This window comes from Faecalibacterium sp. 9, assembly GCF_048320955.1.
Lineage (GTDB): Bacteria > Bacillota > Clostridia > Oscillospirales > Ruminococcaceae > Faecalibacterium > Faecalibacterium wellingii.
On the sequence record NZ_JBLWGB010000003.1, the window covers coordinates 427611 to 454052 of the forward strand.

Genomic DNA, 26442 nt, shown 5'->3' on the forward strand with positions numbered 1-26442 from the left:
GAGTTTTCTCCTTTTACATTGCCATGCCGCCGTCTGCACAGAGCACCTGCCCGGTGAGATAGCTGCTTTGTTCTGCGGCAAAAAATGCCACTGCATTTGCCACATCCTCCGGCTTTCCTGCGCGGCCTGCGGGGATGCCCTTTGCCATTTCGGCACGGACGGCTTCCGGCAGGGCGGCGGTCATGTCGGTCTCGATAAAGCCCGGCGCGACCGCGTTCACGGTCACATTGCGGCTTGCCAGCTCGCGGGCAAGGCTTTTGGTCAGTCCGATCAGGCCCGCCTTGCTGGCGGCGTAATTGGTCTGGCCGGCGTTGCCCCGCAGGGCCACCACACTGGAAAGGTTCACGATGCGGCCCCAGCGCTGGCGCACCATGCGGCGGGCGGCCTCCTTGCAGCAGAGGAACGCGCCCTTGAGGTTTGCGTTCAGCACTGCATCAAAGTCCTCTTCGCTCATGCGCAGGATCAGATTATCGCGGGTAATGCCCGCGTTGTTCACAAGGATATCCACCCGGCCAAAGGCGTTCACCGCCTGTTCAAAGAGTGCTTTGCAGCCCTCGGCAGTGGAAACATCGGCCTGCACAGCCACGGCATTTGCGTTTTCGGCCTTGCACAGAGCCACTGTCTCGGCAGCTGCAGCTTCGCCGTGGCAGTAGTTCACCACCACATTGCAGCCCTGCTTTGCAAGCTGGATGCACACAGCCCGGCCAATGCCCCGGCTTCCGCCGGTGACAACGGCGGTGCGGATGATCGTTTCTTCGCTCATAGCCTCTTCCTTCCATGCTGTCAGTGCGGCGTTCAGCTGCTCCGGGGTCTCCACCGAAGCGCAGACCACGCCGGGCAGGGTCTTTTTCACAAAGCCAGCCAGAGCACTGCCCGGGCCGACTTCCAGAATATGGTCTACACCCAGCTCACCAAGGCGGCGGAGTGTATCTTCCATGTAAACGCTGCTCTGCACCTGCTTCACCAGCAGCGCCGGGATGCTGTCGGCGTCAGCCTTTTCACGGCCAAGGCAGTTGAACAGCACCGGCACCTGCATCTCGCCAAAGGACTCAGAGGCAAAACGCTTTGCCAGTGCATCCCCGGCGGGGGCCATGAGACGGGTGTGGAACGGGCCGCTCACCTTGAGCGGGATGCAGCGGCGGGCACCGGCTTCTTTGGCCAGTGCGGCGGCTTTGTCCACAGCGGCTTTCTCGCCGCCGATGACCAGCTGGCCCGGGCAGTTGTAGTTGCAGATCTGCACACAGCCCAGCTGTGCAGCCTGCTCACAGCAGGCTGCAAGTGCCTGCCGGTCAAGGTTCAGCACGGCGGTCATGCCGCAGTCGATGCCTTTTGCGGCTTCGGCCATGGCTTTGCCGCGGTAAGCGGCCAGCTCGATGGCCTGTTTTGCGGTGAACACTCCGGCAGCTTCCAGCGCGGAGTATTCGCCCAGCGAAAGCCCGGCCACATAAGCGGGCTTTACGCCCTGCTGTGCCAGCACTGCGGTCACGCCGCAGGCAAAGGCCACCATGCAGGGCTGGGTGTATTCGGTCTGATTCAGAAGGCCGTCCGGGTCCTCAAAGCAGACGCGGTGCAGGTCGAAGTCCAGCTCGGCACTGTCAAATGCCGCCCGGAACGCGGGAGAGCCTTCGTAAAATTCTTTGCCCATGCCGGGGTGCTGTGCCCCCTGACCGGCATATAAAACGGCAAGCTTCATTGATTTTGCCTCCATTCGGTCACAAGTTCGTCCATCAGCTCCTGTACCGTGCGCATCCGGTCCAGCCTGCCCACGTTGGCTCCGCAGAAGAACAGGCCCTCCTCCACATTGCCCTTTACGGCTTCGATGAGCGCGTGGGTGATGCAGTAGGGCACCTTGGCGGGGTCGCAGGTCTTCAGGCAGCGGGCACAGTGCCGGGGAGGGAAGCGGGTCCCCTCTGCCAGCGCCTGCACCAGCGGGGTGTTCAGTGCACGGCCCGGCATTCCCACCGGGCTGTGGATGATCCGCACATCCTCGGGCCGGGCGTTCAGCAGAACGTCCTTGTAGCCCTGGGATGCGTCGCACTCGTAGGTGGTGATAAAGCGGGTGGCAAGCTGTACGCCTGCAGCGCCCATTGCGGTAAAGTGGGCCATGTCGGCACCGGTGTACACGCCGCCTGCCACAAACACGGGGATGCTGTGGCCAAACTGTGCTTCAAAGGGCTTTACCTCGGCCAGCACCTCGGGCAGGATGTCGTCGAGGGTCTGGCATTTGCCTGCCAGCAGGTCATCTTCGGCAAAGCCGAGGTGTCCGCCTGCCTTGCAGCCTTCGATCACCACAAAATCAGCGGTGCGGCCAAACTCTTTGGCCCAGCGGCGCAGGATGAGCTTTGCGGCCCGTCCGCTGGAAACGATGGGCGCAATGGCAACATCCGTTGTGTCCACGATGCCGGGCAGCTCCAACGGCAGGCCTGCGCCGGACACCACCGCGTCCACGCCCGCTTCCACAGCGGTGCGGATCGCGGCCGCATAATCCTGCGTTGCCACCATGGCGTTGATGGCTACCATACCGGCACCCTTTGCGATCTCCTTCGCCTTCCGGATCTCGGCGGTCAGGGCACGGTGATTGGCGCTTGCCGGGTCGCGGGCAAAGTCCGGCTCCCGGTAGCCTGCATCGGCGGTGGAGATGCACCCCATGCCGCCGCAGGCTGCAACAGCACCGGCCAGCCCGCCAAGGGAAACGCCCACACCCATGCCGCCCTGTAAGATGGGCACAGACAGGGCCTTTCTGCCGAGGGTCAGCATTCGGTGCTCAGCGCGGCAATGCGCTGCCTCCCGCCGTCCCACAGGTCTGCAAGAATATCCGCTACCGGGCGCACCTCGTGCAGCATGCCTGCCACCTGACCGGCCATCAGGCTTCCGGTGGTGGTGTCGCCCTCAAACACGGCGCGGCGCAGGCTGCCAAGGGTGTACTTTTCCAGCTCCATCTTGTCGGCACCGGCGTTCTCCTGCCGGACATATTCGCGGCTCATGCGGTTTTTCAGCACCCGCACCGGCGCACCCACGCTGCGGCCGGTCACGATGGTATCGCTGTCCTTGGCCTTGAGCAGGGCGGCTTTGTAGTTGGGGTGGATGGGGCATTCCTCGCTTGCCAGCAGGCAGGTGCCCACCTGCACGCCGCAGGCGCCCAGAGCCAGAGCTGCTGCCAGCTGACGGCCATCGGCGATGCCGCCTGCCGCAATGACCGGAATGCTGACGGCATCCACGACCTGCGGCACCAGCGCCATGGTGGTCATTTCGCCCACATGGCCGCCGCTCTCGGTGCCTTCGGCGATGACGGCGTCGATGCCCAGCGGTTCCAGATGCTTCGCCAGCACCGCAGCTGCCACCACCGGGATCACCTTGATGCCGGCAGCTTTCCACATGGGCACGTATTTGCCCGGGTTGCCTGCACCGGTGGTCACAACGGACACGCCCTCGTCCACCACGATCTGCGCAAAAACATCTGCCTGCGGATGCATGAGCATGATGTTCACGCCGAAAGGCTTGTCGGTCAACTGCTTGCAGCGGCGGATGTTCTGGCGCAGGGTGTCGGCATCCATGCCGCCCGCACCGATGATGCCCAGTGCTCCCGCATTGGAGCAGGCAGCGGCAAACTCGCCGGTGGCGATGTTGGCCATGCCGCCCTGAATGATGGGGTATTTTGTGCCTAGAATTTCATTTAAAAGTTTCATTGAAAACCCTCTCAGTCAATGCCGTAAGGCATTGCCAGCTCCCCCTTCGGGGGAGCTTTTTTCTGCTTTTCTGTCAGCTAGACCTTCTCTTGGAAAGCACGCTGACCCTACCCGCCCATAAAGCTCCCCCTTCGGGGGAGCTGGCGCGTCAGCGCCTGAGAGGGTCATATTCCACGATCATTCCGCCCCATGTCAGGCCGCCGCCAAAGCCGATGCAGGCCAGCAGCTGGCCCGGCTTCAGCTGCCCGTTCTCGGCCAGCTCGTTGAGGGCGACCGGGATGCTGGCGGCGCTGGTGTTGCCGTGGCGCTCCATGTTCTTGTAGAACTTTGCCGGGTCGGCCTTCAGCGCCCGCACGCAGTGGTCGATGATGCGGCTGTTGGCCTGATGGCAGACCACCCAGTCCAGTTCATCCAGTGTTTTGCCGGTTTCTTCCAGCACAGCGTGCAGACATCTGGGCAGAGCATCCACTGCAAAGCGGAACACCGCTTTGCCATCCATCGTGATGGGGGCAGAGCCTTCGCGGCTGGGCCCGCCGGCGTGAATAGCGGCATCACCCCGGGCACCCAGTGTTACGGCAAAGGGCACGGAGGCTGCAGTCAGCTCAAAGACGGCTGCACCGGCCCCATCGCCAAACAATACGCAGGTGGAACGGTCGGTTGGGTCTATCAGGCGGGAGAGAGCTTCACAGCCCACCACAAGGGCATGCCGCCCGCCCATCGTTGCCAGCAGCCCGCGTGCCACGGCGGTGCCATACAAAAAGCCGGAGCAGGCCGCGTTTACGTCCAGCGCCGGGCAGTTTTCCGGCAGGCTCAGCGCTGCCTGGATCTGGCAGGCAACGCTGGGGGTCGCATCCGGTGCCGAAAGGGTGGCACAAATGCAGCAGCCGATGTCTGCCGGGGCAAGGCCGCTGCGGCTGAGCGCCTGCTTTGCAGCAGCAATGGCAAGGGTGGCAGCGGATTCGTTCTCGCCGCACCAGTGCCGGGCACGGATGCCGGTGCGGGTGGTGATCCACTCGTCGCTGGTGTCCACCATGCGGCTCAGATCTTCGTTCGTGACAGTCCGGCCGGGCAGTGCCCCGCCGGTGGCTATCAAGCGCAAAGCAGCGTTCATGGGTTCCTCGTTTCTCCGATCTGACGGTATTTTTTATAGCGCTGATCGGCCAGCGCCCGGCCGCTCATGCGGCACAGCTCTCTCAGGTTTGCACGCAGAGCTTCGTCCAGCGTCTCAAACAGGGCGGCATGGCCGCGCTGTGCGCCGCCCACCGGCTCCGGGATCACCTGTTCCACAATGCCGCCGCGGTACAGATCCTGCGCCGTCAGCTTCATCATCTCACAGGCTTCGCCGCTGCGGGAAGAATCTTTCCACAGGATGCTGGCAAAACCCTCGGGGCTGAGGACAGAGTAGACGGCGTTTTCCAGCATGAGGATGCGGTTTGCCACACCCAGAGCCAGCGCGCCGCCGGAAGAGCCTTCGCCGGTAACGACGGCGATGACCGGCACAGTCAGGCCGCTCATTTCCATCAGGTTCCGTGCGATCGCTTCGCCCTGACCACGCTCCTCGGCGTCCTTTCCGGGGTAAGCGCCCGGGGTGTCGATAAAGGTGATGATGGGGCGGCCGAACTTTTCCGCCTGTTTCATCAGGCGCAGAGCCTTGCGGTAGCCCTCCGGCCCCGGCATACCAAAGTTGCAGGCCAGATTTTCTTCCAGCGTAGCACCCTTCCGGTGGCCGATGACCGTCACCGGCAATCCGTGAAAACGGGCGATGCCGCCCAGAATGGCAGGGTCTTCCTTGCACTGACGGTCGCCGCGCTGCTCAAAGAAATCGGTGAACAATGCGTTCACGATCTCATCGATGTGGGGGCGTTCCGGATGCCGGGCCAGAAACACCCGGTCCTCAGCGGTCAGCGGGCCGCAGGTGCGCAGGATCTCGTCCTCCTCCACGGCCAGCTCAGCCAGTTCGGACGCATGAGCCGTGATGGCTTCCATGTCATTGCCGCGGCCCTTCAGCGCGGCGATCTGGGCGTCCAGCGGAGCCAGCTGTTCCAGAATTTCTTTGATCATTCGTGCTTTCCTCCTGTGTGGAGCTGTAAGATCTGGATCAGGGTATCCCGCAGCTGGCTGCGGGGGATCACCTGATCCACAAAGCCGTGCTCCATCTGGAACTCGCTGCGCTGGAATCCGGCAGGCAGCTTTTCGCCGATGGTCTGTTCAATGACCCGGGGCCCGGCAAAACCGATCAGCGCACCGGGCTCTGCCAGCATGATGTCGCCAAGGCTGGCAAAGCTGGCGGTCACGCCGCCGGTGGTGGGATGGGTGAGCACACTGATGTACAACCCGCCCTTTGCGGAGAATCGCTGGATGGCGGCGCTGGTCTTGGCCATCTGCATCAGGCTGAAAATGCCCTCCTGCATCCGCGCACCGCCGCTGGCTGAAAAGATGACCAGCGGGAGCCGCTTGGCGGCGGCGTATTCCACTGCACGGGTGATCTTTTCGCCCACAGCAGTGCTCATGCTGCCCATGAAAAAGCGGCTGTCCAGCACGGCTGCCACGCAGGCCACCCCGCCGATGCGGCCGGTGGCTGTGACAGCGGCTTCGCGCAGGCCGGTCTTGTTCTGGGCGGCAGCAAGCTTCTCGCTGTAGTCCGGAAAGCTGAGCACATCCTGCGGAGGCAGGTCTGCATCCAGTTCCCGGAAGCTGCCGTGATCCAATACCAGACTCAGCCGGTAGTATCCGCCGATGGGCATGTGATAGCCGCAGTTGGGGCAGACGAAAAGGCTTTTGGTCCACAGGGTGCGTGCTGCACGGCGGCCGCACTGCTTGCACTCCACGAACTGGGGCTCGTGCCAGACGGCCCCGGCGTCCCGCTTGGCTTTCAGCTGGAAGGTGCGCTCCCGCATCCGGCCGGGGAACAGATCTCGGATATCGTTCATCGCTTTTTGCCTCAGACGTGTGCGGTGATGTAGTTGAAGATGTCGCCCACGGTCTTGAGCTTTGCCAGCTCCTCGTCCGGGATGGACACGCCGCAGGCATCCTCCAGAGCCATGTTCAGCTCCACAGCGTCCAGACTGTCAGCCTCCAGATCCTCGGTCAGGCTGGCCTCCATCGTGACCTTGTCCTCGTCGCAGTTCAGGGTATCGACAACGATCTTCTTCATTTCTTCAAACGTCATGGTAGTAGTCTCCTTTGTTTTGTTAAGTTTGTATTTTTAACTAAATATTTTGATGTTTCTTGCGAACACGACTATTATAGCCGAACTGTTGGATAAGTCAAGAATAATAGTTAAAATAATTTATCTTTTACAATTTTGACACAGTTCTCTTCCTTTTTATAAAGAGGGCGGCGGAACACGGAGATCGATCTTCCACACAAAGGCTTTCGCTCCGGGTTCGGCTGCAAAAGCTGATTTCCGTGAGGGGGGCAGACCCCCCTCTTTTCTGTTTTGGCGAAGCGTGGTACAATAAAAGCAGATCATGGCCCTTGGTCGGCCTGTTGGAGGAGAGCGCAAAACGATGAACGATCTTGGCGGCAAGGCATACTATCATCTGCCCGGCCTGTTTGAATTTTATGAGCTGTACCGTGTGTTTCTGCCCCTGTTCCGGGAGCACCGCGCGTATTTCTACGACTGGTGCGAGATCGGTTCCATCTACGGAGCCCCGGCAGACTGCATCTGGGGCGGGGGCCGTGCAGGCTTTGGCGACCAGAGCGCAAAAGAGGTGCGGGCGCTGCTGCGGGAGTACGGCATCTCTGCCCGGCTCACCTTCAGCAATTCACTGCTGCAGAAGGAGCACCTGCGCGACCCGAAATGCAATGCCCTGTGTGCGCTGTTTGAAGCGGGCAGCGGCGTGCAGAATGGGGTCATCGTACACTCGGAGCTGCTGCTGGAGTACCTGAAAGCGCGGTACCCGGGTTTTTACTTTGTGTCCTCCACCACCAAGGTCCTGACGGAGTTTGCCCAGCTGCGCAGGGAACTGGAACGGGAGGAGTTCCGCTTTGTGGTGCCGGATTTCCGGCTGAACAAAGCGTTTGACCAGCTCAAAGGACTGCCGCAGCCCCAGAAGGATAAGGTGGAATTTCTCTGCAATGAGTGCTGCTGGCCCGGCTGCAAAGACCGGAAGCTGTGCTATGAGACCGTCAGCCGCAAAAACCTTGGCGAAGCCTGCCCGGAGCACGTATGTACCGCACCCGATGCACAGGAGGGCTACCGCTTTTCCAGAGCAATGCAGAGCCCGGCGTTTATCGGGACGGAGGAGATCTGCAGGACCTACCTGCCCATGGGCTTTTCCCATTTCAAGATCGAAGGCAGAGGCCTTGGCAGCGCGCTGATCCTGGAATTTCTGCTGTACTACATGACAAAGCCGGAATATCAGCTGCAGGTGCGGGAAGCGATCTATCTGGACAGTATGCTGGATCTGTTCTGAGCTAAAGCGGCGGAAAAATATGCGCAGCGGCTTTTCTTCAGTGCAGTGATGTGCTATAATGAGCGCAGAAAACCGAACAAACAGGAGGGAACACGAGCATGGAATTTACAGAAGTAGTCCGGAACCGGTATTCCTGCAAAAATTTTGATGCAGGCAAGGCGGTGGACGCCGCAAAGCTGACCGAGATCCTGGAGGCAGGCCGCGTGGCACCGACTGCCAAGAATTTTCAGGAGCAGAAGATCTATGTGATCCAGTCGGCAGAGGGGCTTGCAAAGATCGACAAGGCAACGCCCTGCCGCTACAATGCACCCACCTGTCTGGTGGTGGCGTTTGACCGTACCAATGTGTTCACCTACCCCGGCGGCAGGCGGGACTCCGGTGTGGAGGATGCCACCATCGTGGCCACCCACATGATCCTGGCCGCTGCCAATGCAGGCGTGGACAGCTGCTGGGTCAACTTTTTTGATCCGGAGCAGCTGGCAAAAGAGCTGGGCCTGCCCGAAAATGAAGAGATCCTGATGATCATGGATCTGGGCCATGCCGCACCGGGCGCTGTGCCGCTGCCGAACCATGGCTCCCGCAAGCCACTTGCGGATACGGTAGCATATCTGTGATCGGATAATACAATACCGGCAGGGCCTTCTGATACGGGCTCTGCCGGTATTTTTCTGCAGGACAAAAAAGAAAGCCTCCATGCGGTTGAACATGGAGGCTTTCTCTTTTTATAAACTATGGACCTGGAGGGAGTCGAACCCTTGACCTTTCGGATGCGAACCGAACGCTCATCCCAACTGAGCTACAGGCCCATATGATGACGCTGTTAGTGTAACTCTGTTCGGATGATTTGTCAAGAGAATTATGTGCTGTTTCAGCGGCGGCCCAGCTGCCAGAAGGCCACAGCACTGGCGGCGGCAACGTTCAGCGAGTCCACGCCGTGGGACATGGGAATCTTCACGGTGTGGTCGCAGGCGGCAATGGTGCTGGGGGCAAGGCCATCGCCCTCGGTGCCCAGAACGATGGCGAGCTTGGGCTCAGCAGCAAGGGCGGCATCATCGATGCTCACGGAACGGTCGCTCAGGGCCATGGCGGCAGTCCGGAAGCCCAGAGCGTGCAGCTGTGCGATGCCGTTCTCCGGCCAGTCGGCAGGGGACGCACCGATCTGTGCCCATGGCACCTGAAACACGGTGCCCATGCTCACGCGCACCGCCCGGCGGCACAGGGGGTCGCAGCAGGAGGGGGTGATGAGCACCGCGTCCATATTCAGCGCGGCGGCACTGCGGAAGATGGCCCCCACATTGGTGGAGTCCACAATGCCTTCCAGCACGGCCACCCGGCGCGCATTGCGGCAGACCTCTTCCACACTGCGGGGCAGCGGACGGCGGAACGCGCACAGCACACCCCGGGTCAGCTCAAAGCCGGTCAGGCTGGCCAGCGTGTCACGGTCAGCGGTGTACACCGGCGCATCGCCGCAGCGGGTCAGGATCTCTGCCGCAGGGCCGGTGATCTGTCGGCGCTCCATGAGCAGGGAGAGCGGCGTGTACCCGGCATCCAGTGCGCGGGCGATCACCTTGGGGCTTTCGGCAATGAAGATACCTTTTTCCGGCTCCAGACGGCTGCGCAGCTGCGCCTGCGTCAGGCGGGCGTAGATGTCTAGCTCCGGCGCGGAAAGGTCGGTGATCTCAATGATATTCGGCATAAGGAAATCTCCTTTGGAAAAGCTTTTTTCTTATTCTAGCACAACCCGGGCGGGAATGCAAAACTCCATACCCAAAACAGGCCGGCATCCCACGCGGGGACACCGGCCTGCAAGGAAAAATTTATTCGGAGCGCAGTGCGGTAACGGGGTTGCACTTGGCTGCGCTGCGGGCGGGGAGCAGGCCGCCGAGGATGGTAAGCAGGGTGGCCAGTACGATCAGGATCAATGCGGCCTTGGGCGGCAGCACGGCAGTGACGCTGTTGGTACCGGCAATGGAATGGATGAGCATGTTGCCGGGGATCAGCAGCAGCAGGCACAGGCCCACGCCGATCACGCCGGAGCACAGACCGATGATGAAGGTCTCGGCGTTGAACACCTGCGAGACATTGTGCTTGGAAGCACCAATGGCACGCAGAATGCCGATTTCCTTGCGGCGCTCCAGCACGCTGATATAGGTGATGACGCCGATCATGATGGAGGAGACCACCAGCGAGATGGCCACAAAGGCCACCAGTACGTTGCTGACCATGCCCACGATCTTGGTCACGGCGCTCATCAGGGTGCCGACCGTGTCGGAGAAAACGATCACCTTGTCGTCCTGTCCCTGCTCGCGCATGGAGGCGTTGTAGGCGTTCAGGTTTTCCACGATGCGGTTCTTGGCCTCAAAGCTGTTGGGATAGATCCAGATGGCTCCGGGCGATGCGTAATCAGAGTAGCCCAGCGAGCCCAGTACGCTGTTGTAGGTGGTGGAGCCGGACTGCAGGTTCAGCTTGACCAGATCCACCAGATCGTCGGTGCTCATGTTCAGTCGCACGGCATTCTGGAACACCGCAGCGTCGATCTGCAGTGCGTCCTCCACCTGACTGCTGAGCTTGGAAATGTTCTTCTGGATCGCGGTCTGCAGCTGCTGGCTGAACTGCGTAGTCAGCTGGCGCATCAGCTGCTGCATCACGGTGCCGATCTGAGCCTGAATGGCGGCAGTGAGCTTTTCCTGCAAGGCTTCGCCCAGCTTCTGGGTGAGCTGCTGGGAATAGCTTTCCAGATAGCGGGCCATGATGCCCTGCAGGTTCTGCTGCAGCGAAGCAGTGAACTGATCCTGCAGGCCGGAGGTATCCAGCAGGCTGCCCATGGACTCGGCAAGAATCTGCTTGAATATGTCGCTCTCCATATAGGAAGAGAAACCGATCTTGTCCAGATTCAGGATGCCGTTGCCGATGATGTAGCGCTTGTAGCCGTTCATGACGTTCTTCATCAGTTCCTGCAGCGCATCCTGCGAAATGGACATGTCCATATCCGCGAACAGCTGGCTCAGATCCAGCGAATCCATCTCCGGCAGCTGCACATCGCTCAGGTCGATGTCGCTCAGGTCAAGATCGTTCATATCCAGCTGGAAGGAGGACGGATCGATGATGGACGCAAGGTCGAAGGAGCCGTTCGTCAAATTGAACGCGCCGCTCAGGTCAAACTGCAGCTTGCTGGCGTCGAACTGGAAGGCATCCTTCAGCGCATCGGTGTCCACAGAGAACAGGGAGGAAAAATCAAGGCTGCTCTTGTCCTGCTGCTCCGTGTCAAAGGGTTCACCGGTGAGCACGTTGGTATCCGGGTGGGCAAGCTGCTGCTTTACGACCTCGCTCTCGGCGGCATGGTCGATGGCGTAATAGGTCAGCGCATGGGAATAGGCAACGCCGGTGGGCAGGATGGTGGAGCTGGCGTCCGGCTTGGGCTGGACGACGCCCACGATGGTCAGATCCGGGCTGTCGGCAACGGCCTGTTCCATGAAGGCTTCATCGCCGGACTGGTTGCGCCAGATCTGACGTTCCTCGTCATAGGCATAAAGGTCGGAAAGGGTCAGTATCTTGAACTTCAGCCCCACAAAGGTTTCGTAGGGATAGGTGCTGTAACCGGTGGGCGCAGGAGTGTTTTTGTCTCTGGAATATGCTTCCAGAAAACGCAGCATCACGTTTTCATCCTCAATGCCCATCAGGTAAAGCGCATAGTCGCTGACACTGCCGTCTGCGTTCAGCACCAGAATGGCTTCGTTGGCACCATTCGGCCAGCGGCCTGCCTTGACGTCGTACTGGTTCTCGTACAGAGAAGGTGCCTCGGCCATTTCGGTGAACACATTCTGGTTGGTCATGGAGGAGACGATACCGGCAGCAGAGGCGGTGTTGCTCAGGGAAGAGATGGTGCTGTCCGGATACACCTGACGCACGGTGCCGTCCTTATTCTGGCGGTAGATGAGCGGGTAGGAGCCGTAGGTGTACTCGATGGAAGCAGCGTCCTCCGGGATAGGGCAGTCCGGGCTGTCCAGATAGGCTTTCAGGGAGGCAAGGTCGTTGGAATTGGAGGTGTCCTCGGTCAGCTGGGAAAGCAGCTCCCGCACTGTGACCATTCCCTCCGGGGCGGAAGAGGACGATACACTGCCGACGCCGGTGGTATCGGCAACGGCAGTGGTATAACTCTCCGGGTTCAGCAGGGCGGCAAGGTCAATGCCGTTATAGGTGATCTGCAGCGGATACTCCGAAAGGGTGGAACGCTCCATGTCCTGGATATAATTGCTCACACCGGCCGAGAGTGAGAGGATCAGCGCGATGCCGATGATGCCGATGGAACCGGCAAATGCGGTGAGCAGGGTGCGGGCCTTTTTGGTGAGCAGATTGTTGAAGCTCAGGGAAAGGGCCGTCAGCAAAGACATGGAGGAATGGCCCAGATTCCTGTGCACCGGCGGGGCCAGCACGGCATCGTCCGGCAGGAAGGGGGCCGTGTCGGACTGGATGATGCCGTCGCGCAGACGGACGATGCGGGTGGCATACCGTTCGGCCAGCTCCGGGTTGTGGGTGACCATGACCACAAGGCGGTCTTTGGCCACCTCCTTTAGCAGCTCCATGACCTGAATGCTGGTCTCGCTGTCCAGTGCACCGGTGGGCTCGTCCGCCAGCAGGATATCGGGATTGTTCACCAGAGCGCGGGCAATGGCCACACGCTGCATCTGACCGCCGGACATCTCGCTGGGATGCTTGTGCAGCTGGTCTCCCAGACCCACCTGTTCCAGTGCCTTGGCGGCCCGGCTGCGGCGCTCCGCACCCGAAATACCGGAAATGGTCAGTGCCAGCTCCACGTTGGAGAGCACCGTCTGGTGGGGGATCAGATTGTAGCTCTGGAACACAAAACCAATGGTGTGGTTGCGGTAGGAGTCCCAGTCGCGGTCGGTGTATTTTTTGGTGGAAACACCGTTGATGATCAGATCACCGCTGTCGTAGCGGTCCAGGCCGCCGATGATGTTCAGCAGGGTGGTCTTGCCGGAACCGCTGGGGCCGAGAATGGCAACAAATTCATTGTCCCGCAGGTTCAGGCTGACGTCATCCAGTGCTTTCTGGATCAGATCGCCGGTCTTGTATTCTTTTTTGATGTGTTTGAGTTGGAGCATGTGCAAGCCTTTCCGGCCGCTCCCCACAGGAACGGTGCCGCTCTTTCCAATGAACTATCAAAAGCTGCGCTCTGCGCAGAATGTCATACTCTTTTATTTTACCGTAATAATATGAAAAAACTGTGTATAACCGGGTGAGAATTTCTGCGGAATGGATAAAATTATGTGCTGTTGGCAGAGGCTGGCTGTCCAAAACGGGAAAAGACCGGGAAAATGAGTCGAAAAGTTGAATTTGCGTCGCATTCGTGCTATTTTAGGAGCAGGAGATGCCGCTGAAAAAGCAAAAAGCGGCATGGCCGGGCCGGACAAAAGCGACCAGATGCTAAAAACCGTGGTAAATTCTGGTCAAAATGGACATGCGTTGTAAAAAAGTTGTAAAAAATAAAGTATGGCGTAAAGATGCAGCCTGATGAAAATAGACGCTTCTTCGGGGTTGTACCACTCCCTTCTTGCTCTTTAAAATAAACTCGGGAAAGCTTTTACAGCAAAACAGGAAAAATAGGGAATACAGTAAAATACTGCGGAACCCTGTAGCAAGGAGGAAGAATTATGGAACGTGCATTTTCACCTATGATCCGTCAGTTTTCGGCAATTGACGGGCTGCAGAAGGCATATACGCTGGTGTATTCGATGGATGCGGACGATGAAAGCGGCTGTCGTCTGACCCTTTGCCGCACCGGGAGCCGACAGTGCATGGAAAGCCGGTACATCGCGGCGGCACCGGAATTCGGCTACCGGATCCTGCGGTATCTGTGTGAGAATGGCGTCCAGCCGGAGATCTGGCAGGATGTGGTAGAGGAACTGGCCGGCACAGACCAGCTCAGGCAGAAAGGCGGCGCGTTGTGTGGAGAATGAGAACACAGACAGAACGCTGCAGATCGCCCTTGGAAGCTACGACCGCAAGGAACTGCGGGTACAAAAGAATTACATACAGGAGCAATGCGCCGGGTCAGAGTGCACCTGCTTTCAGAACGGCAGCCGCCTGCTGGAGCAGCTGCAGCAGGGCCGGAGATTCGACGCAGTGATTCTTTGCAGCCAGCTGGAAGATATGAGCGGGCTGGAACTTCTGACGGAGCTCCGCACCACGGAAGCAAGGCCCCCGGTATTGATGATCGATGAAGCCCGGCGGCAGAACAGCAGCATCCTCTGCCCGGAGTCCGGCGAAGGCCTGTGTTATGTTGGCCGTACGGAGCTCAGAAGCCTGCTGTGGGAGCTGTACCGGATGCCGGGACGGCAGAACCGGCAGATGGAACGCAGGTGTCAGGAATTGTACGAGGGCTGGGGAATCCGGCAGCCGGACATGAATAGCCGCTATCTGTCCAGCGCAGTGGGCGTGGTGTATGGCACCATCCAGAAGCTGGCGATCCGCAAGGAGATCCTGCAGGCGGTGGGCGAACAGTATGAGGTGTCGGTCTCTGCCGTGGACAGCGGGATCCGGCGCATGGTCGATCAGCTGGAAGCCAGACCCACCGCAGAATGGCTGGCGTTCAAAGAAAAAAGCGGCTTTACAGACGAAAAGCCCACGACCGGCAAATTGATCTATGCAATCAAAAACTATCTTCAGCATCGGAAAGGCGGCTGAGCAGGAGGCTTTGGAGGCGTAAAGATATGGAGCAAGAGTGGCAAAATGACGCGGGAGCACTGACGGCACAGGCAATCCCGCAGAAAGATGTGGAACAGGCCTGCTTCCATGCATTGGGACTGGTCGGGCGCAACTGCGAATATCTGGAGCAGCACCTTGCACGGGTCGGAGCCGATGAGCAGACGCGGCAGGCTGTGAATGACATCAGCGCCGCTGCGGCACGGCTGGACCGCACGATGAACGAAGTGATGACCCTGCTGGATTTTCTGCGCGCAGAAGAGCCCCCGCAGCTTTCCCCGCTGGACCTGTGCCAGATGCTGCAGCAGATCGCAGCGCAGGCCGATATGGTGCAGGAGCAGCTGGATGTGGAGCTGACGCTGGACTATGGCGGCTTGACGTCCTGCCGTGTGATGGCCGACTGCAGCGATGCAGAGCTGCTGTGCCTGCATCTGCTCTCCAATGCGCTGCGTGCCTGCGGCACAGGCGGCAAAGTGCAGCTGACGCTGCGCCGGTGCGAGAGCTTCTGGCAGCTGACCGTGCTGGATGACGGCTGCGGTCTGCCGGAAACAAGCAGAGAAGCATGGCTGGAAAACCGCCGCTGCTTTCTGGGCGGAGCCGGGCTTGGCCTGCTGCTCTGCCGCGAGTGCTGCCGCCGTATGGGCTGGGACCTGCGGGTAGAACAGCGTGCACCGGAAAAAGGCACCCGGGCCGTCGTGACCATCCCGCTGTGCGATGAACCGATGCCGGAACCGACCGTGGAATTGCGTTCGGACTGCAGCTCGGTGCGGACGCAGCAGCAATACCAGCTGCGCAATATGCTGGTGCGGGAGCTGCGCACCATGCCGGAGCGCGGCGGCACGGAAGACCTGTGAGGAACCGGTGCTGAAGCCTGCTCTATAAATAGGAAGAAGACACTGCTGCATGATAAATAGGAAGAAGATACTGCTGCATGGGAGAGCGCCTGTGCAGCAGTTTTTGTTTGCAGACTGAGCTGCAGATGCCGCCGTTTCAATCTGGACAAGTTCACAAAATGTTTAACTTTTTGCGCGGAAAATACTATTTTTTCCGTGTAAAATGAAGCACATGCATTGATTGCACCACAGAATTGGATTATAATACAGCTGTATGCGATTCAATGAATGATTCGTTACCAAACTAATTTTTGGTAAAGAAATTGCTTTGCCTTTTACCGGGGACGTCGTCTCCGGCATTTGTCCTTAGGAGGAAAACGACGTGAGAGTAGGTCTTGACATCGGCAGCACCACCATCAAGTGTGTGGTGCTGGATGAACATGATACGCTGCTGTATTCTACATACGAACGGCACTACAGCCATATTCTGGAAAAGGCGCAGGAGCTGCTGCGCCGCATCGATGCCGAGCAGATGCACGGTCAGAAGGCGCTGCTGAGCATTTCCGGTTCGGCTGGCATGGGTCTGGCCGACAGCTGCGGCGTGCCCTTTGTACAGGAGGTGTTCTCCACCCGCGTGGCGGTCAAGCGCTTTGTGCCCCAGACGGACTGTGTCATTGAGCTGGGCGGCGAGGATGCCAAGATCCTGTTCCTGACCAATGGCACCGAGGTGCGCATGAACGGCAGCTGCGCCGGCGGCACCGGCGCCTTCATCGACCAGATGGCGACTTTGCTGAAGATGGGTGCCGACGAGATGAACAAAGCGGCAGAGAATGCCCAGCGCACCTACACCATCGCCTCCCGCTGCGGCGTGTTCGCCAAAAGTGACGTGCAGCCGCTGATCAATCAGGGTGCCCGCACCGAGGACATTGCTGCCAGCATTTATAAAGCTGTGGTCAACCAGACCATTGCAGGCCTTGCACAGGGCCGTCCCATCAAGGGAAATATCCTGTATCTGGGCGGCCCGCTCACCTTCAGCAGCGTGCTGCGCAAAAGCTTTGACGAAGCGCTGAACGTGACCGGCACCTGCCCGGAGAACAGCCTGCTGTATGTGGCACTGGGTGCTGCCCTCTATGCCGACAAGTCTTTTGTTCTGTCCGAGGTGGCGGATGCGCTGGACCAGTATGCTGCCACTGCCACCTATGCCAGTGAACCGCCGCTGTTCGCCAGCAAGGAGGAATACGAGGCCTTCCACGCCCGCCACATGTCCCACAGCGTGCCCCGCGTGCCCTTCAGTGCCCAGTGCGGCCCGGTGCATATCGGCATCGACTCCGGCTCCACCACCGTCAAGCTGGTGGTGGTGGACGAGAAGAGCCAGATCCTCTACACCAACTATCAGCCGAATCTGGGCAACCCGCTGCCCCTGATCCGGGAGCAGCTGCTCAAAATTTACAAGGAGCACCCGGGCCTGCAGGTGGCCAGCGTCACCACCACCGGCTACGGCGAAGACCTGGTGAAGAACGCCTTCCGCTGCGACTACGGTCTGGTGGAGACGGTGGCACACTTTACCGCCGCCAAATACTTCATGCCGGATGTGGATTTCATCATCGATATCGGCGGGCAGGATATGAAGTGCTTCAAGATCGAGGATGGAGCCATCAGCAACATCTTCCTGAACGAAGCCTGCTCCTCCGGCTGCGGCAGCTTTCTGCAGACCTTTGCGCAGGCGCTGGGCTACGATGTGAAGAAATTTGCCAGCCTTGGCCTGTTCGCAGACCGTCCGGTGGATCTGGGCAGCCGCTGCACCGTGTTCATGAACAGCTCGGTCAAGCAGGCCCAGAAGGACGGTGCCAGCATCGAGAACATCTCGGCAGGCCTGTCCATCAGCGTGGTCAAGAACGCACTGTACAAGGTCATCCGCGCTTCCAGCCCGGAAGAGCTGGGCCGCAAGATCGTGGTGCAGGGCGGTACCTTCTATAATGAAGCCGTGCTCCGCGCCTTTGAAAAGGAGATGGGGGTGGAGGTCATCCGCCCGGACATCGCCGGTCTGATGGGCGCTTACGGTGCGGCGCTGTACGGCCTGCGCCAGAGCCATAAGAGCGGACGGACCGCCTCTGCCATGATGAACGAGCAGGAGCTGGAAGCCTTTGCGCAGAAGGTGGTCAGCGTCAAGTGCGGCGGCTGCGGCAACCATTGCCAGCTCACCGTCAACACCTTTGCGGACGGCCGCAAGTACATCTCCGGCAACCGCTGCGACAAGCCCGTGACCGGCAAGAGCGCCGACGACAGCCTGAACCTCTACGCCTACAAGCAGCAGCTGCTGGCAGAGTATAAGCCGGTGCCCGGCAGCCGCGGCTCCATCGGCATCCCGCTGTGTCTGGGCTTCTACGAGCTGCTGCCCTTCTGGTGGGCCTTCTGGACAAAGCTTGGCTTTGCGGTGCACACCAGTCCGGTGTCCAGCCGCGGGCTGTATCTGGCCGGTCAGGCCACCATCCCCAGCGACACCGCCTGCTTCCCGGCAAAGCTGAGCCACGGCCACATCAAGGCGCTGAGCCAGATGCAGCTGGACGCCATTTTCTATCCCTGCCTGACCTACAATGTGGACGAGGGACTGGGCGACAACCACTATAACTGCCCGGTGGTGGCCTACTACCCCGAGGTTCTGGCAGGCAACTGCCCGGAGCTGGAAGGTACCAAATTCATTTATGACTATGTGGGCATCCACCGCCCCAAGGACTTTGTGCACAAGATGGCAAAGAACATCCTGCCCAAGTACTTCGGCGGCATCTCTGAAAAAGAGGTGCAGGCCGCAGCGGATGCCGCCTATGCGGAATACGAGTCCCACATGGCAAAAATCCGGGTGAAGGGCAGCGAGATCATCGATGAAGCCCGCCGTCAGGGCAAGCGCATCATCGTGCTGGCAGGCCGCCCCTACCATGTGGACCCCGAGGTGAACCACGGCATCGACCGCCTTATCACCCGCCACGGCGCTGCCGTTGTTACCGAGGACAGCATCTCCAACCGGGTGCAGAAGTTCCCCACCAGCGTGCTGAACCAGTGGACCTACCACAGCCGCCTGTATGCCGCCGCCAAATACTGCACTACCCAGAAGGATATGGATCTGGTGCAGCTGGTGTCCTTTGGCTGCGGCGTGGATGCCATCACTACCGATGAGACCCGCGAGATCCTGCAGGAGGGCGGCAAGCTCTACACCCAGCTCAAGATCGACGAGATCACCAATCTGGGTGCCGTGAATATCCGCCTGCGCAGTCTGTTCGCCGCTCTGGACGAGCGGGACGAGGTGGCCGCAGAAAAGGCAGAATAAAATAGAGAGAGCGCAAAAGGCTTTTTAAAAAAGCAACATAGGAGGAACCTATGGAATACAATTATCCCAAATTTACCCCGGAGATGAAGAAGACCCATACCATCCTCATCCCCAACATGGCCATTACCCAGTTCCGCCTGCTGGAGTACGCCCTACGTTACGACGGCTACAAGTGCGAGATCCTGGGCAACTGCGGTAGTGCTGTGGCACAGCTGGGCCTGAAATACGTCCACAACGACACCTGCTATCCGGCCCTGCTGGTCATTGGCCAGTTTCTGGACGCACTGAACAGCGGCAAGTATGATCTGGACCACACCGCTCTGCTCATCACCCAGACCGGCGGCGGCTGCCGTGCCTCCAACTACATCCATCTGCTGCGCAAGGCACTGGTGAAGGCCGGATATCCGCAGATCCCGGTGGCCAGCCTGAACTTCTCGGGTCTGGAAAAGGACAGCGGCTTCCAGATGACCCTGCCGCTGGCCCGCCGTGCACTGGCCTGCATCTTCTACGGCGACATGCTGTGCGCTCTGCGCAATCAGGTGGCACCTTACGAGAACGAGAAGGGTGCCGCCGATAAGATGGTAGACCTGTGGGTGGAACGTCTGGGCCGTGTGCTGCTGGCGGGCAAGGGCTACACCGCCGGGGAGATGAAGCACACCTTCCCCCTCATCGCAAAGGACTTTGCCGCCATTCCCGTTACCCGGGTGCCCAAGGTCAAGGTGGGCGTTGTGGGCGAGATCTATGTCAAGTACAGCCCGCTGGGCAACAACGACCTGCAGAAGTTTCTGGAAAGTCAGGACTGTGAGGTGAACTTCCCGGGCCTGATGGGCTTTGTGCAGTACTGCGCCTTCAACATGGGCGAGGATCATGTGCTGTACGGCGGCAAGCTGGCGGTGAAGATCGGCATCGATCAGTTCCTCAACTGGCTGGATGGCATCGAGCGCGCCATGCTCAAGGCCGAGGCCGACGCAGGCTTCTACGCCCCCGGCCCCTTCAAGGAGCTGGTGGGAAAGCCCAAGGGCATCATTTCGCTGGGTGCCAAGATGGGCGAGGGCTGGCTGCTGACCGCCGAGATGATCGAGCTGGTGCAGGGCGGCTACGGCAATATCGTGTGCGCCCAGCCCTTCGGCTGCCTGCCCAACCACATCGTGGGCAAGGGCATGGTGAACAAGATCCGCGCCCTGTACCCCAGTGCCAACATCACCCCCATCGATTACGACCCCAGTGCCACCAAGGTCAATCAGGAGAACCGCATCAAGCTGATGCTGGCGGTGGCCAAGGAACGCCTGAATGCCCCGGTGGAGGCAAAGCCCCTGACGGCAGAGGAGATCGCAGGCGGCGCACCCAAAGTCGGCGCAGTGGTCTGAGCTTCTGAAGCGGAAAATACCGAAATGCAAAAAGCCCGTCCGGGCGTAAAACTCGGACGGGCTTTTATCATGCCTTGAGAAAAATCAATGCGGGAGAGATCACTTCTGATTCTTCATGTAGATATGGTGGGGCAGACCGGCAATGTACAGCGGGGTCAGCTCGGCCTGGATCAGCGGGCGGGCATAAGCCAGAAACTCATCGGTCATCTGGGTGTGGTTGGCGTTCATCCAGCTCAGCGGCACCTTCTTTTCGAGGTTTGCAACCTCGCTGATGGGGTGCAGCTCGGTGGTGCACTGGTACGGGCTGTTGGAGATGCGCTTCAGGGCCACCATCTGGCCGGTGACGCCCTCAAAAGCAGCCTTGGCAGCAGCACCGCCTACCTGATAGGCCTCGGTGATGTCGGTGCGGCTGGTCAGATGGCCTGCGCAGCGCTGCAGGGTGGAAAGCTCGATGCAGCGGGTCTTGGTGTCCAGATTGCGGGCCACCACGTTGGCCAGATACCGGGCGGTGCCGGTCAGGGCCTTGTGGCCAAAGGCGTCCACAGCGTGCACATCGTCGGCCAGCTCACAGACGTAACGGCCATCCTCCAGCTTGACGCCTTCGGACACGGCAATCACGATGCTGGGCTTCTTTTCCTGCATCACGCGCACCTTCTCAATAAAGTGTTCCACGTTGAAGGGGACTTCGGGCAGGCAGATCATGTCCACGCCCTCGCAGTCGTCGCTCTTTGCCAGAGCAGCGGCAGCGGTCAGCCAGCCTGCGTTGCGGCCCATGATCTCCACCACGGTGACGTACTTGGTGCCGTACACGGTGGCGTCGCGGATGATCTCCTTCATCACCACGCCGATGTACTTGGCAGCAGAGCCGTAGCCGGGGGTGTGGTCGGTGACCATCAGGTCGTTGTCGATGGTCTTGGGCACGCCCATAAAGCGGATGTCGCTCTGGATGCGCTCGCCGTACTCGGCCAGCTTGCCGATGGTGTCCATGGAGTCGTTGCCGCCGATGTAGAAGAAGTAGCCGATGTTCAGCTTTTCCAGAATGGCGAACAGCTTTTTGTAGACGGTCTCGTCCGCATGCCAGTCGGGCAGCTTGTAGCGGCAGCTGCCGAGGAAGCTGGACGGGGTGCGCTTGAGCAGCTCGATGTCCAGATCGTCCGTCAGCACGGTGGAAAGATCCACCACCCGCTCCTCCAGCAGACCGGCAACGCCATTGCACATGCCGTAGACGATGTCTGCGCCGCGGCTCTTGCAGCTCTCAAAGACGCCCGCAAGACTTGCATTGATGACGGAAGTAGGACCGCCAGACTGACCAACGATTGCATTTTTACCCATGATGATTTCTCCTTTTTTGTTTTTCTGTTTCGGCAATATATTACGTGCAGGATGCACGAAAACAGACGCGGGAAAAGGGGTTACAGACGGATGTGGCGCGGGGTGCCGTTGACGTAAACGGGGGTCACCTCGTCCAGGATCAGCGGACGGGCATACTCCTCAAAAGCAGCCGTCACCTGCATCCCGTCGGGGCTGATCCAGTCCAGCGGCACCTTCTTTTCAAGGTTTGCCACCTGCTGCACATCCACCGACTCGGTGATGCACTGATAGGGATAAGCGGAAATGCGCTTGAGCGCGATCATGCGGCCGGTCTCGCCCGCAAAGGCGGCGGCTGCTGCGGCACCGCCCACAGCGTAGGCCTCGTTCACGTCCGTGCGGCTGGCCAGATGGCTGGCGCAGCGCTGCAGAGTGGAGAACTCGATGGCGCGGCTCTTGCAGTTCAGCTTGTCGTGGATCAGGTCGGACAGATAGCGGCTGGTGCCGCTGAGCACGGCCTTGTGGCCAAAGGCATCCAGCTGACCGGCAGTGGACACCAGATCACACAGATAGGTGCCGTCGGCAGTCTTGACGCCCTCGCTGGCAGCGATGATGACGTTGGACTTGCGGCGCTGCAGCTCGTCCACCCGGGCAAGGAACTTGTCCTGATCGAAGGGCACCTCAGGCAGCAGGATCAGATCCGGGCCCTCGCAGTCGTCGCCGCCGGCAAGGCAGGCCGCACCGGCCAGCCAGCCCGCGTGGCGGCCCATGATCTCGGCCACGGTCACGCTGCGGATGTCATACACGGAGGAATCCCGGATGACTTCCTTTAAAATGGTGGCGATGTACTTGGCGGCAGAGCCGTAGCCGGGGGTGTGGTCGGTCAGACACAGGTCGTTGTCGATGGTCTTGGGCACACCGATGAACCGCACACTGCTGCCGACATGATCGCCGTAGCGGGAAAGCTTTGCGATGGTGTCCATGGAGTCGTTGCCGCCAATGTAGAACACCGCGGAGATGTCGTACTTGTCAAACAGGGTGAACAGCTTGATGAAGGGTGTGGAGTCCACATCCGGGTCCGGCAGCTTGTAACGGCAGCTGCCCAGATAGCTGGACGGGGTGCGCTTGAGCAGTTCGATGCTCATGCGGTCGTCCAGCAGGACGTTCAGCTCCAGCATTTCCTCCTTGAGCAGACCCTCGATGCCGTACTTCATGCCGTACACCTTGTCTGCGCCCAGACTGCAGGCTGCTTTGTACACGCCCGCCAGACTGGAGTTGATCACGGCGGTAGGGCCGCCGCTCTGACCAATGATCACGTTCTTGGCCATGAGAACCTCCTTTTGCAAATTTCATTCTTATCATTTTTACGCCGCCTGCAAGATACGGCTTCCGCGCCGCTTTGCATGGGAAAATGGTCCTGAGGCCCTGCACTGCCCGCAGACCGACGGTAAACAGACCGCACCTTGCAAGTGATACAAAAAAGTTTGCGGCACGTGCACACGCTTTTTGTAAAATGTGCAAAATTGCCACATCCTTATTGTACCTGTTTTGCCTGTTGTATGCAAGACCCAATTGGTTGCACAGGCAAAAAAATTATGATAAAATAAAAAACAGACCGCTCCGGGGGCGGTAAAAGTCCCCCTCTGCGGGGGAAAATTGGAGAAAGCTGGAAAAACCATGGGCATTTCACACGAATATCATTCGGCACCGCGCCGGGCACGGCACGGCACCGTCAGCGGCAGGCTGCGCTTTCTGGGCGCAGTGATCGCAATTTTGCTGGTATCCTACGCCATCACCGCCATTCTGGAAAAAGGCGCAGAGGGTGCGGACGATACCCCGTCCACCAATGCAGGCGGCATTGCCGAGAACATTCTGGCCCCGCTGCCCATGCAGGGCGAGGCAGACAGCAGCAGTGCCGCACCGGACAGCAGTATCGGCACACCGGACGCCGTCACCTTGGAAGCATTTGGCCCGGCAAAGCAGACCGCCGGAGCGTACACCGTAAAGGCCTATGACGCCAGTGTGATCCGTCAGCCCAGCTGCGGGCAGGTGGACCTGAGCTATTTTGCGGATGCGGCTTTTCTGGGCGACAGCCTGACCGTGGGCTTCTCGGATTACCAGATCAATCTGGGCGGGGCGCTCATCTGCGGCTATACCGGCGTGGGCCCGGATGCCATCGTGAACCGCAGCGCGGTCAAGAGCCCCACCCGCGGGCAGGAGGTGGCACTGGATGTGCTGGCCGCAGCGCAGCCCAAAAAGCTGTATATCCTGCTGGGCACCAACACCCTCACCACACTGGGCGCGTCAGACCGCTTCCTTGCCTACTATGGCCAGATGCTGGATATGCTGCGCCAGACGCTGGGCGATGGCTGCACCATTTACGTGCAGTCTATCCCGCCGGTGCGACCCTCGGCAGCTGCTGAAAAGCCCGGCCTTGCATCGGATGTGCTGCACGGTGTGAACGAGCAGCTGGCTCAGCTGGCAGCCAGCAAGGGCTGCGTCTATCTGGACCTGTGGGAGACCCTTGCAGACGGCGAGGGCAACCTGAAGGAGATGCTTGCCGCACCGGATGGTGTGCATCTGAGCGCCGGCAACGGCTATGGCGCGTGGGTCACCTACCTGCGCAACCATGCAAAGTACAGCGCGGACAATTCCTGGACGATGGGCAGCGTGTACAGCGCACAGTAAAACGGAGTGAAAAATAAAGAGCCATTGCACGAAACGGGTGTGCAATGGCTCTTTTTCGTTTGCAAGGCTTACTCCTGCTCCAGTTCCAGCAGATACTGCTTCATCTCCACGCCATAGGCATAGCCGGTCAGGCGGCCGCTGCGGCCCACCACCCGGTGGCAGGGCTGAAGGATGGCGATGGGGTTGCTGTGGCAGGCTCCGCCCACGGCCCGGCAGGCAGAGGGCCTGCCAATGGCAGCGGCCAGCTGGCCGTAGGTGCGGGTCTCGCCGTAGGGGATGCGGCACATTTCGGCCCAGACCGCTTTCTGGAAGGGGGTGCCCTTGGGGGCCAGCGGCAGGTCGAATTCCCTGCGCGCCCCGGCAAAGTATTCGTTCAGCTGTTCCTCGGCCTCCTGCAGAAGGGGCGTCTCGCATACCTTGCGGGGCAGGGGCTCCAGCTCCGGCACCCCGTCCGGGCAGAGGGCCAGTCCACAGATGGCATTGTCCTCCTCTTCCAGCCGGAAGGTGCCCAGAATGCTGTTCACATACCAGACGTTCAAAAGCTGCGCTTCCTTTCCTGTGAGTTTGTGTTATACTAAAGCTATCTTAACACAAATGTACATCCGGCGAAAGGGGCGTTTTTTGTTATGGTACAGGCATTGGAAGAAATCATTGCCAAAAGCAGCAGCATCGTGTTCTTTGGCGGGGCGGGCGTTTCCACCGAGAGCGGCATCCCGGATTTCCGCAGTGTGGACGGACTTTATCATCAGAAGTACGCCTACCCGCCGGAAACCATCCTGAGCCACACCTTCTGGGAGGAGAACCCGGAGGAGTTTTACCGTTTTTACCGCGATAAGCTCATCGTGAAGGGGGCAAAGCCCAACGCGGCCCACCTGCGGCTGGCAAAGCTGGAACGGGAGGGCAGGCTGAAAGCGGTCGTCACCCAGAACATCGACGGCCTGCATCAGGCGGCGGGCAGCCGCACGGTGTACGAGCTGCACGGCAGCACCCTGCGCAACTACTGCACCCGGTGCGGCAAATTCTACGATGTGGACTTTATTGCAGACAGCACCGGCGTGCCCCGCTGCACCGAATGCGGCGGCATCGTAAAACCTGACGTGGTGCTGTATGAGGAAGGGCTGGACGAAGAGGTGCTGTCCGGTGCGGTGAACGCCATCCGTCATGCGGATACCCTCATCATCGGCGGCACCAGTCTGGTGGTGTACCCGGCAGCGGGGCTCATCCGGTACTTCCGGGGCGACCATCTGGTGGTCATCAACATGCAGCCCACCGGGGCCGATGCCGAAGCCGACCTGTGCATTGCAAAGCCCATTGGTCAGGTGCTGAGCGAGGACGTAACGCTGGATCTGTAAAACAAAAAAGAACGGCCCTGTTTCGCGCCGATTCTCGCCCCCGGTCCGGTATGCTGAGAGCATAACGAAAAGAATGGGGGAAACCAAATGATCCAGGTTTGTGACCCGCCGCGCACGCGGCAGGTAAGGCGGCTTTCAACAGAAGAGTTCTGTCAGCTGGTCAGAGGTGAAGTGAGCTGTGTGTACCGCCCGCGCAGCGAGGTGCTGCGGATGCTGACAGTAGGCGAGGCATGGGGCACCGGCGGTGTGCGGGGCGCTCCCGGTGCCGGATGCATCCTGCTGCCCATGGACGCCGATGTGGCCGCAGCGGCTGCCCTGCGTAGCTTTCTGGGCTGGGGTTGCACGGCGGGCGGGTACTTTCTCACCCCAGCGGCCGGGCCGGACAGCCGTGCCGTCGGGACCCTTGCACCGCTGCTGGCTGCTGCCGCCGCCCGGCAGGAACAGCTGGCCCGGGGCCGGGTGCGGTGGGCTGTAGTGGAGTGCGCTGCCGAAGAAGTGCTGCCGCTGTACCTGCGGCAGGGGTTCGCGCTGCGGGCTATCCGCCCGCTGGACAGTCTGGCCCCCTGCTTCTGGCTGCAGGCGGGCTGTCTGGGACAGAACCAGCCGCCGGTCTGGGTGCCGCTGGCAGACCGGGTGCACATTGCCATCCTGCTGGCCCGGGGCTATGCCGCGCTGGAAAGCCGCGAGAGCCCGCAGGGCACGGTGCTGGCGCTGTATCCCGTGTAAAATAAAAGGGGGAGGAAGT

At 60.1% G+C, this 26442-nt stretch carries 23 protein-coding genes, 1 tRNA gene and 1 pseudogene; 11 read left to right on the forward strand and 14 right to left on the reverse strand.

The features are described 5' to 3' along the window. Positions 1-13 precede the first annotated feature (13 nt). The 8 genes and pseudogenes from fabG to acpP form a co-directional block, all read right to left on the reverse strand. Positions 14-763, reverse strand: a complete 750-nt coding sequence (gene fabG / locus ACKXF9_RS14510; protein WP_097774746.1) for a 3-oxoacyl-[acyl-carrier-protein] reductase — start codon at positions 761-763, stop codon at positions 14-16. Between the two features lie 6 nt (positions 764-769). Beyond that, positions 770-1693: pseudogene (gene fabD / locus ACKXF9_RS14515) on the reverse strand (ACP S-malonyltransferase); the annotation flags it as partial. Beyond that, on the reverse strand, positions 1690-2757 hold the full coding sequence (locus tag ACKXF9_RS14520; protein ID WP_418266604.1) for an NAD(P)H-dependent flavin oxidoreductase: 1068 nt from the start codon (positions 2755-2757) through the stop codon (positions 1690-1692). The pseudogene fabD and the gene ACKXF9_RS14520, both read right to left, overlap by 4 nt. Further along, entirely contained in the window at positions 2751-3686 is a 936-nt protein-coding gene (locus ACKXF9_RS14525) for a DUF561 domain-containing protein (protein WP_249237037.1), read from the reverse strand. Before ACKXF9_RS14525 ends, ACKXF9_RS14520 begins: the two co-directional genes overlap by 7 nt. Before the next feature lie 148 nt (positions 3687-3834). Further along, positions 3835-4797: a beta-ketoacyl-ACP synthase 3 gene (locus tag ACKXF9_RS14530; protein ID WP_418266605.1), complete on the reverse strand. Its 963-nt coding sequence runs from the start codon at positions 4795-4797 to the stop codon at positions 3835-3837. Continuing rightward, the gene (locus tag ACKXF9_RS14535; protein WP_249237035.1) at positions 4794-5747 is read right to left on the reverse strand and encodes an acetyl-CoA carboxylase carboxyltransferase subunit alpha; all 954 of its coding nucleotides are present in this window, start codon (positions 5745-5747) and stop codon (positions 4794-4796) included. The genes ACKXF9_RS14530 and ACKXF9_RS14535 overlap by 4 nt, the downstream gene beginning before the upstream one ends. Further along, positions 5744-6616, reverse strand: a complete 873-nt coding sequence (gene accD, locus ACKXF9_RS14540; RefSeq protein ID WP_339395219.1) for an acetyl-CoA carboxylase, carboxyltransferase subunit beta — start codon at positions 6614-6616, stop codon at positions 5744-5746. Before accD ends, ACKXF9_RS14535 begins: the two co-directional genes overlap by 4 nt. 11 nt (positions 6617-6627) lie before the next feature. Further along, positions 6628-6855, reverse strand: coding sequence for an acyl carrier protein (gene acpP / locus ACKXF9_RS14545; protein WP_249237033.1), 228 nt, complete (start codon positions 6853-6855; stop codon positions 6628-6630). A 340-nt stretch (positions 6856-7195) separates the two neighbouring features. Here acpP and ACKXF9_RS14550 point away from each other — a divergent pair, with 340 nt between their 5' ends. Together ACKXF9_RS14550 and ACKXF9_RS14555 are read left to right on the forward strand one after the other, a co-directional pair. Continuing rightward, complete coding sequence (locus ACKXF9_RS14550; protein ID WP_418266606.1) at positions 7196-8104, forward strand: hypothetical protein; 909 nt, start codon at positions 7196-7198, stop codon at positions 8102-8104. Positions 8105-8202: 98 nt separating this feature from the next. Then, positions 8203-8718, forward strand: coding sequence for a nitroreductase family protein (locus tag ACKXF9_RS14555; protein WP_348583126.1), 516 nt, complete (start codon positions 8203-8205; stop codon positions 8716-8718). Positions 8719-8836: 118 nt separating this feature from the next. Here ACKXF9_RS14555 and ACKXF9_RS14560 read toward each other — a convergent pair. The 3 genes from ACKXF9_RS14560 to ACKXF9_RS14570 form a co-directional block, all read right to left on the reverse strand. Further along, a tRNA-Ala gene (locus ACKXF9_RS14560) sits at positions 8837-8910 on the reverse strand. A 62-nt stretch (positions 8911-8972) separates the two neighbouring features. After that, positions 8973-9800 (reverse strand): TrmH family RNA methyltransferase, encoded by an 828-nt coding sequence (locus ACKXF9_RS14565; RefSeq protein WP_418266607.1) that lies wholly within the window; start codon positions 9798-9800, stop codon positions 8973-8975. 121 nt (positions 9801-9921) lie between these two features. After that, positions 9922-13227 carry an ATP-binding cassette domain-containing protein gene (locus ACKXF9_RS14570; protein ID WP_418266608.1) on the reverse strand — a complete coding sequence of 1102 codons (3306 nt, stop codon included), beginning with the start codon at positions 13225-13227 and terminating at the stop codon, positions 9922-9924. Between the two features lie 226 nt (positions 13228-13453). Here ACKXF9_RS14570 and ACKXF9_RS14575 point away from each other — a divergent pair, with 226 nt between their 5' ends. From ACKXF9_RS14575 to ACKXF9_RS14600, 6 genes are all read left to right on the forward strand, one after another. Beyond that, a complete protein-coding gene (locus ACKXF9_RS14575) occupies positions 13454-13594 on the forward strand; it encodes a hypothetical protein (protein WP_418266609.1) in 141 nt (46 codons plus the stop codon). 182 nt (positions 13595-13776) lie between these two features. Next, a complete protein-coding gene (locus ACKXF9_RS14580; protein WP_418266610.1) occupies positions 13777-14082 on the forward strand; it encodes a hypothetical protein in 306 nt (101 codons plus the stop codon). Beyond that, positions 14072-14809: a response regulator gene (locus tag ACKXF9_RS14585; RefSeq protein WP_418266611.1), complete on the forward strand. Its 738-nt coding sequence runs from the start codon at positions 14072-14074 to the stop codon at positions 14807-14809. Before ACKXF9_RS14580 ends, ACKXF9_RS14585 begins: the two co-directional genes overlap by 11 nt. Before the next feature lie 26 nt (positions 14810-14835). Further along, a complete protein-coding gene (locus ACKXF9_RS14590) occupies positions 14836-15681 on the forward strand; it encodes a sensor histidine kinase (RefSeq protein WP_418266612.1) in 846 nt (281 codons plus the stop codon). A 361-nt stretch (positions 15682-16042) separates the two neighbouring features. Then, complete coding sequence (locus tag ACKXF9_RS14595) at positions 16043-18982, forward strand: acyl-CoA dehydratase activase (RefSeq protein ID WP_418266613.1); 2940 nt, start codon at positions 16043-16045, stop codon at positions 18980-18982. A 50-nt stretch (positions 18983-19032) separates the two neighbouring features. Further along, on the forward strand, positions 19033-20349 hold the full coding sequence (locus tag ACKXF9_RS14600) for a 2-hydroxyglutaryl-CoA dehydratase (RefSeq protein WP_418266614.1): 1317 nt from the start codon (positions 19033-19035) through the stop codon (positions 20347-20349). A gap of 99 nt (positions 20350-20448) precedes the next feature. Here ACKXF9_RS14600 and ACKXF9_RS14605 read toward each other — a convergent pair whose 3' ends face one another. Next, positions 20449-21681 (reverse strand): 6-phosphofructokinase, encoded by a 1233-nt coding sequence (locus ACKXF9_RS14605; RefSeq protein WP_418266615.1) that lies wholly within the window; start codon positions 21679-21681, stop codon positions 20449-20451. Positions 21682-21761: 80 nt separating this feature from the next. Further along, positions 21762-22985, reverse strand: a complete 1224-nt coding sequence (locus tag ACKXF9_RS14610) for a 6-phosphofructokinase (RefSeq protein WP_418266616.1) — start codon at positions 22983-22985, stop codon at positions 21762-21764. Positions 22986-23334: 349 nt separating this feature from the next. On the opposite strand from ACKXF9_RS14610, the gene ACKXF9_RS14615 reads away from it, so the two are divergent. Continuing rightward, entirely contained in the window at positions 23335-24345 is a 1011-nt protein-coding gene (locus ACKXF9_RS14615) for a GDSL-type esterase/lipase family protein (protein WP_418266617.1), read from the forward strand. A 68-nt stretch (positions 24346-24413) separates the two neighbouring features. Here the strand turns inward: ACKXF9_RS14615 and ACKXF9_RS14620 are convergent, their stop codons facing one another. Continuing rightward, entirely contained in the window at positions 24414-24884 is a 471-nt protein-coding gene (locus ACKXF9_RS14620; RefSeq protein WP_418266618.1) for a methylated-DNA--[protein]-cysteine S-methyltransferase, read from the reverse strand. Between the two features lie 87 nt (positions 24885-24971). On the opposite strand from ACKXF9_RS14620, the gene ACKXF9_RS14625 reads away from it, so the two are divergent. Next, positions 24972-25697 carry an NAD-dependent protein deacylase gene (locus ACKXF9_RS14625; protein ID WP_339395204.1) on the forward strand — a complete coding sequence of 242 codons (726 nt, stop codon included), beginning with the start codon at positions 24972-24974 and terminating at the stop codon, positions 25695-25697. A gap of 87 nt (positions 25698-25784) precedes the next feature. After that, positions 25785-26423, forward strand: a complete 639-nt coding sequence (locus ACKXF9_RS14630) for a hypothetical protein (RefSeq protein WP_418266619.1) — start codon at positions 25785-25787, stop codon at positions 26421-26423. Positions 26424-26442: the final 19 nt, after the last annotated feature.

Coding starts and splice junctions, on each gene's coding strand:
- ACKXF9_RS14615 (WP_418266617.1), top strand. CDS start 23,335: ATGGGCATTTCACACGAATATCATTCGGCACCGCGCCGGGCACGGCAC.
- ACKXF9_RS14525 (WP_249237037.1), bottom strand. CDS start 3,686: ATGAAACTTTTAAATGAAATTCTAGGCACAAAATACCCCATCATTCAG.
- ACKXF9_RS14600 (WP_418266614.1), top strand. CDS start 19,033: ATGGAATACAATTATCCCAAATTTACCCCGGAGATGAAGAAGACCCAT.
- acpP (WP_249237033.1), bottom strand. CDS start 6,855: ATGACGTTTGAAGAAATGAAGAAGATCGTTGTCGATACCCTGAACTGC.
- ACKXF9_RS14535 (WP_249237035.1), bottom strand. CDS start 5,747: ATGATCAAAGAAATTCTGGAACAGCTGGCTCCGCTGGACGCCCAGATC.
- ACKXF9_RS14605 (WP_418266615.1), bottom strand. CDS start 21,681: ATGGGTAAAAATGCAATCGTTGGTCAGTCTGGCGGTCCTACTTCCGTC.
- accD (WP_339395219.1), bottom strand. CDS start 6,616: ATGAACGATATCCGAGATCTGTTCCCCGGCCGGATGCGGGAGCGCACC.
- ACKXF9_RS14625 (WP_339395204.1), top strand. CDS start 24,972: ATGGTACAGGCATTGGAAGAAATCATTGCCAAAAGCAGCAGCATCGTG.
- ACKXF9_RS14580 (WP_418266610.1), top strand. CDS start 13,777: ATGGAACGTGCATTTTCACCTATGATCCGTCAGTTTTCGGCAATTGAC.
- ACKXF9_RS14550 (WP_418266606.1), top strand. CDS start 7,196: ATGAACGATCTTGGCGGCAAGGCATACTATCATCTGCCCGGCCTGTTT.
- ACKXF9_RS14520 (WP_418266604.1), bottom strand. CDS start 2,757: ATGCTGACCCTCGGCAGAAAGGCCCTGTCTGTGCCCATCTTACAGGGC.
- ACKXF9_RS14570 (WP_418266608.1), bottom strand. CDS start 13,227: ATGCTCCAACTCAAACACATCAAAAAAGAATACAAGACCGGCGATCTG.
- fabG (WP_097774746.1), bottom strand. CDS start 763: ATGAGCGAAGAAACGATCATCCGCACCGCCGTTGTCACCGGCGGAAGC.
- ACKXF9_RS14630 (WP_418266619.1), top strand. CDS start 25,785: ATGATCCAGGTTTGTGACCCGCCGCGCACGCGGCAGGTAAGGCGGCTT.
- ACKXF9_RS14590 (WP_418266612.1), top strand. CDS start 14,836: ATGGAGCAAGAGTGGCAAAATGACGCGGGAGCACTGACGGCACAGGCA.
- ACKXF9_RS14565 (WP_418266607.1), bottom strand. CDS start 9,800: ATGCCGAATATCATTGAGATCACCGACCTTTCCGCGCCGGAGCTAGAC.
- ACKXF9_RS14530 (WP_418266605.1), bottom strand. CDS start 4,797: ATGAACGCTGCTTTGCGCTTGATAGCCACCGGCGGGGCACTGCCCGGC.
- ACKXF9_RS14555 (WP_348583126.1), top strand. CDS start 8,203: ATGGAATTTACAGAAGTAGTCCGGAACCGGTATTCCTGCAAAAATTTT.
- ACKXF9_RS14610 (WP_418266616.1), bottom strand. CDS start 22,985: ATGGCCAAGAACGTGATCATTGGTCAGAGCGGCGGCCCTACCGCCGTG.